Source organism: Microbacterium sp. Bi128 (assembly GCF_918698205.1).
This window is the reverse complement of record NZ_CAKKMM010000290.1, coordinates 1-5,116: the sequence shown is the minus strand read 5'-3', so window position 1 is coordinate 5,116 and position 5,116 is coordinate 1. Positions and strand designations below refer to the sequence as shown.

The 5,116-nt window shown below is 70.0% G+C and carries 8 protein-coding genes; 4 read left to right on the top strand and 4 right to left on the bottom strand.

Annotation, left to right across the window (positions count from 1 at the left end):
• Nucleotides 1–934, top strand: a 934-nt coding sequence (locus LQV45_RS17290) for an amylo-alpha-1,6-glucosidase (protein WP_374208237.1), incomplete at its 5' end; no start/stop codon positions are given.
• Between the two features lie 39 nt (nucleotides 935–973).
• Here the strand turns inward: LQV45_RS17290 and LQV45_RS17285 are convergent.
• The gene (locus LQV45_RS17285; RefSeq protein WP_230008084.1) at nucleotides 974–1,450 is read right to left on the bottom strand and encodes a YbaK/EbsC family protein; all 477 of its coding nucleotides are present in this window, start codon (nucleotides 1,448–1,450) and stop codon (nucleotides 974–976) included.
• Between the two features lie 119 nt (nucleotides 1,451–1,569).
• On the opposite strand from LQV45_RS17285, the gene LQV45_RS17280 reads away from it, so the two are divergent.
• Complete coding sequence (locus LQV45_RS17280; protein ID WP_230008083.1) at nucleotides 1,570–2,643, top strand: Glu/Leu/Phe/Val dehydrogenase family protein; 1,074 nt, start codon at nucleotides 1,570–1,572, stop codon at nucleotides 2,641–2,643.
• 54 nt (nucleotides 2,644–2,697) lie between these two features.
• On the opposite strand, the gene LQV45_RS17275 is transcribed toward LQV45_RS17280, so the two are convergent.
• The 3 genes from LQV45_RS17275 to LQV45_RS17265 all read right to left on the bottom strand — a co-directional run bounded on the left by LQV45_RS17275 (nucleotide 2,698) and on the right by LQV45_RS17265 (nucleotide 4,237).
• Nucleotides 2,698–3,036 (bottom strand): Lsr2 family protein, encoded by a 339-nt coding sequence (locus tag LQV45_RS17275; RefSeq protein WP_230008082.1) that lies wholly within the window; start codon nucleotides 3,034–3,036, stop codon nucleotides 2,698–2,700.
• An 84-nt stretch (nucleotides 3,037–3,120) separates the two neighbouring features.
• Nucleotides 3,121–3,885 (bottom strand): acetolactate decarboxylase, encoded by a 765-nt coding sequence (locus LQV45_RS17270; protein WP_230008081.1) that lies wholly within the window; start codon nucleotides 3,883–3,885, stop codon nucleotides 3,121–3,123.
• Between the two features lie 4 nt (nucleotides 3,886–3,889).
• Nucleotides 3,890–4,237: an Lsr2 family protein gene (locus LQV45_RS17265; RefSeq protein WP_230008080.1), complete on the bottom strand. Its 348-nt coding sequence runs from the start codon at nucleotides 4,235–4,237 to the stop codon at nucleotides 3,890–3,892.
• Between the two features lie 21 nt (nucleotides 4,238–4,258).
• Between LQV45_RS17265 and LQV45_RS35695 the strand changes: the two genes are divergently transcribed.
• Nucleotides 4,259–4,393 (top strand): hypothetical protein, encoded by a 135-nt coding sequence (locus LQV45_RS35695; protein WP_290370265.1) that lies wholly within the window; start codon nucleotides 4,259–4,261, stop codon nucleotides 4,391–4,393.
• A 274-nt stretch (nucleotides 4,394–4,667) separates the two neighbouring features.
• The coding region (locus tag LQV45_RS17260; RefSeq protein WP_374208236.1) for an Ig-like domain-containing protein at nucleotides 4,668–5,116 on the top strand (449 nt) is incomplete at its 3' end.

Here is a 5,116-nt window from a genome sequence, read left to right as displayed (position 1 = left end):
GCTGGAGATCCCCGGCGCAGGGATCTCGCTCCCGCCGCGGTACTACGGCAGCGTCGATTCCACTCCCCTGTGGATCTGCCTGCTCGCCGACGCCCACCGCGCGGGCCTCCCCGCCGACGAGGTGCGCGCGCTGCTGCCGGCGCTGCGCGCGGCGCTCGGCTGGATCCGCGAGAGCGGCGACAGCGACGGCGACGGTTTCCTCGACTACATCGACCGGCTCGGCACCGGGCTGGCGAACCAGGGCTGGAAGGACTCCGGCGACTCCATCCAGTGGCGCGACGGCACCCTCGCCGACGGACCGATCGCGCTGTGCGAGGTGCAGGGGTACGCGTACGAGGCCGCCCTCGCCGGCGCCGACCTGCTGGACGCGTTCGGCGACGACCGGGATGCCGCGGACGCGACGTTCTGGCGCGGATGGGCGGCCGATCTGAGGGAGCGCTTCGCGTCCGCCTACTGGATCGAGACGCCCGAGGGCCGCTACCCGGCCGTCGCGCTGGACCGCGAGAAGCGGCCGGTCGACACCCTCACGAGCAACATCGGTCATCTTCTGGGCACGGGCATCCTGGATGCCGCGGACGAAGCGCACGTCGCAGCCCTGCTGCGCGGGGAGTCGATGTCGAGCGGCTACGGCATCCGCACGATGTCCACCGGCGCCGCCGGCTATTGGCCGCTGTCGTACCACGGGGGCAGCGTCTGGGTGCACGACACCGCGATCGCCGTGCACGGGATGCTGCGGGCGGGCCTGACCGAGGACGCCCGCGCCGTCGTGGCCGAGCTCCTCGACGCCGCCGAGGGCTTCGCGTACCGCGTGCCCGAACTGCACTCCGGCGACCCGCGCGCGGCATCCTCGGCACCCACGCCGTATCCCGCGGCGTGCCGCCCCCAGGCGTGGTCCGCCGCTGCGGCGGTCGTGTGCCTCACGGCCCTGTCCTGAGGCGGCGGGCCCGCACCGCCCGGTCGGGTGCGGGGACGCTCAGCCGACCTTCGCCACCGTGCCGCCGGTGAGGCGCACCAGTTCGTCGAAGGTCAGGGGGAAGACGGTGTGCGGCGTCCCACCGGCGGCCCAGATCTCGTCGAACCCCGCGAGGTCCTCGTCGACGATGGTCGCCAGCGGCGCGGGGTGCCCCGTCGGCGCGACACCGCCGATGGGCTGCCCCGTCGCCGCGAGCACCTGATCGGGCGTGGCCCGACGGATGCCGCCCCGCCCCAGCCGCGCGGCCAGCTCCGCCGTGTCGACCCGGTGCGCGCCGCTGGTCATCACCAGGAGCGGTTCGTCGTCGCTCCAGAAGACCAGACTGTTCGCGATCGCCCCGACCTCGATCCCGAGCGCCGCGGCGGCGAGGGCGGCCGTGTGCGCCGCGTCGGGGAGCACGACGATCTCGCCCGCGATCCCCGCGCGCTCCAGCGCGGCGGCGACGAGACGGCTGCGGGCGGGAAGGGACTCGCTCATCGCGCCAGCCTAAGCGCTCGCCCCGCGTCGCTCGACGCGTCAGAATGGAAGACGGATGCCGCAAAGCCGCGGCATCCGCGACAGTGCCGCCCACAAGGCGGCCGACGAAAAGGACCGCGATGACCCACGCCCTCCCCCTGCCCGATTTCGCCCACGAACGCGTGGAGGTGGTGACGGGACGCCGGAGCGGCCTGTTCATCGCCGTCGCCCTGCACTCCTCGGTGCTGGGCTCCGCCCTCGGCGGCGCGCGCCTGTGGACCTACCCGCACTGGAGCGACGCCCTCGGCGATGCCCTGCGGCTGTCTGCGGCGATGACCCTCAAGAACGCCGCCGCGGGGCTCGACGCCGGCGGCGGCAAGTCGGTCATCGGCCTCCCCGAGGGCACGGTCCTCGAACCCGATCGGCGCCGCGCCGCGTTCCTCGACCTCGGTGACGCGGTCGAGAGCCTCGGTGGCCTCTACCGGACGGCCGAGGACGTGGGTTCCACCACCGACGACATGCTCGTGGTGAGCGAGCGGACGGCCCACGTCGTCGGCCTCCCCGACGCCGTGGGCGGCTCCGGCGAGCCGGCCGGCCCCACGAGCCTGGGCGTCTACGCGTCGCTCGTGGCCACGCTCGAGCGGGCCGTCGGTTCGGGCGACGTCCGCGGACGCCGCATCACCGTCGCCGGCCTGGGACAGGTGGGCGGTCGCCTGGCCGAACGTCTCGCCTCCGAAGGCGCCATTCTCACCGTCACCGACGTCAACCCCGCCAAGCGTGGTCTCGCCGCCACTCTGGGCGCCGCGTGGGTCGAGCCGGGCGAAGCGCACCTGATCCCGGCCGACCTGTTCGTTCCGGCCGGTATCGGCGGCGTGCTCACCGACGAGGTCATCGACGCCCTCGACGCTCGCGCCGTGTGCGGGCCGGCGAACAACCCGCTCGCGGATCGCTCCGGCGCCGACCGTCTCGCCGCACGCGGCGTGCTCTACGCGCCCGACTTCGTGGTGAATGCCGGTGGCGTGATCTACCTCGACCTCGAGGCCAAGCAGAGCGGCTCGCGCGAGACGATCATGAGTCGCGTCGCCGGAATCGGCGACACCGTTCGCCGCGTGTTCGACGAGGCGGAGACGCGCGGCGTCACTCCCCTCGCCGCCGCGGAGGGACTCGCCGCGGACCGTCTGCGGGTGGGCGCGGGATCGACCGCCCTCGTCTGAACGACGAAGAACCCCGGATGCCATGCGAATGGCATCCGGGGTTCTTTTCGTGCGTCAGTGAGCGGCGTCGTACGCTTCGAGCACGTTCGCCGAGATTCGCCCGCGGGAATTGATGGAGTAACCGTTCTCTTCCGCCCATGCGCGCACGTCGCCGAGATCGCGCGACGAACCGGTGCGCGACTTGGTCGCGCGACGCGCATTCGCCGGCACGGAACCGAGCGGCCGTGCCGAAGAGATGAAGGGTTCGAACGCGTCGCGGAGCTTCTTCGCGTTCTCGTCAGAAAGGTCGATCTCGTATGCGCGCCCCTCGAGCGAGAAGTGAATCGTCGTCCCCCCGTCGATGACAGCGCCGTCGAGATCGTCGATGAGCTGCGTAATCTGCTTTTTCGCCATGTGGCTGATCCTATGACCCCACCTTGGATAAATTCAGTGAGAAGCAGGCGAGTTCACCCGGGATATAACCCCACCGAGCCGTCATCAATCATTCTGGCGTGAACCAGGCGCGCCGCCTTCGATCGCCGTGATGCGATGATCCTCACCGTGCGTGAGTTCCGTCGCCAAAAACTCTTCATCGAGCGGAAGCCGTAATGAGAACTGCGCGAAGGCCGAGACGCGCAGGACGGCCCGGTCGATGTCGACATCGAGAACGTGCCCGCCGATCAGACGATCCTCGCTGAGGAAGTGCACGTGCAATCCCGCCACCGATATGCCCTGATAGATCCGGGGCATCCAAAAGCCGACGATCACTCCGGACCGATCGTGAGTCACGGTCTCCACCTGCTCGGCGGCGACGTCGGCCAAGGGACGGAAAGGGGCCTCTTGGCGCGCGGTGACGCGCGTGCGCACGCGACGCACGACACCGTCGACCCGAACCGCATGGAACAGGTTGCGGCTGACGAGCCGGCCCTCGACAGCAGCGGTCAACCCGCCGAGATCCAGCCCCTCGAGATGCTCGCCCTCGCGCTTCCCGAAAGAGCAGACGTCGACGAACGGCAAAGTCTCGTCCTCGCGCAGAAGCCGCGGCGCGGCATCCACTGTGCATTCGAATGCCTCGCCGTCGACGAGGAGGACCTCTCCACCGAGACGATCGCAGCACCCGATTCCGGTGTCGCCCCAGCTGTGCACCTCGGAAACCGGGATTCCGGCGGTGTACATTCCGCCCATGAGGGCGTCGAGGACGGCGAACTGCGTCACCGCGCCGGAATTCACGGTCTTTCTGCCGTCGCTCGACAGCGGAATCATCGGCTCAGGAGTTTGCGGTGCCGTATGCCTCGAGCACGGAAGCCGGAACGCGGCCCCGGTCGCTCACGGTGTGCCCGTTGGCACGTGCCCATTCACGCACCGCGGCGAGATCGATATCGCTCGATCGGCGCGACGAACGCGGGCGACGCGGCGCCGAGGTGGAACGACCGACCGGACGCGCGGCATCCACGAACGGCGCGACGGCGGCATAGAACTTGTCGGCATTCCGGTCGGAGAGATCGATCTCGTAGGAACGCCCCTCGATCGAGAAAGTGATCTGCTTTCCGTCGCCCTCTTCGAGGACGGTTCCGTCAAGATCGTCGACCAGATGCGTGATGTGTTTGATTGCCATGGTGAAATAAGAATACACCCGATGCCCTTTTACTTCCGCCTCTTCGGATGTGCTGACGCGGGTTGTGCTTACACCTTCTCGCCTACCTCCTCGGACGAACTCTTCGCCTGGATCTTCGCGGTGTACTTCGTCTTCTCGCGGGGCACGGTCGGGTGAACACCCCCGCGCGGCTCGACCCGGAGAAGCCGCGCGGGGTGCCCACCCCGAGGGAAGAGCACCGTAATCCCGGATGCCCCGCGACCCCGCCGTCGACGACGCGCGGGGTCGCGGCATCCGTCCTCGACGCGTGTTCGCTCCCAGGACGACGGATGCGCGAGGTGTCCGAGCCATGGATGTGCGCCCTACACCCTGTTTAAATCTGCGCGCGAGGGGGTTGACAATCCCCTGCGGCGACTGAGTCGTCGCAACGACGGACGAAAAGGGAGCGACCGTGAAGTACCCGCACAGCAGGATCGAGAGAACCGCCCGTCTCGCCATCGCCGCCGCGGTCGCCGTCGGGGCAGGAGCGATGTCGCCCACCGCGGCGTCGGCGCTGACCGCCCCCGACGTGACCGTGGACGGTGTGGCTCTCGCAGGGTCGACCCGCGTCGGCGGCGTCTTCGACGTGGCCGTGGCCGCGCCTGCGGGCGTGAAGGTCAAGTTCCGGCTCGACGGCTCGTATCTCGGGCAGGACGCGACGGCGCCCTATACGTGGCCGGTCCGCACGACGACGGGCGCGCACACCGTCAACGTCCGCTGGGACGACGCCACGGGTCGGCACGAGACGGACGTGACGTTCACGGTGTCGGCCGCACCGGCGGAATCGAACCCGGGGACGTCGAAGCCCGCGCCCACCGCATCGCCGACTCCGACGCCAACCCCGACGCCAACGTCAACACC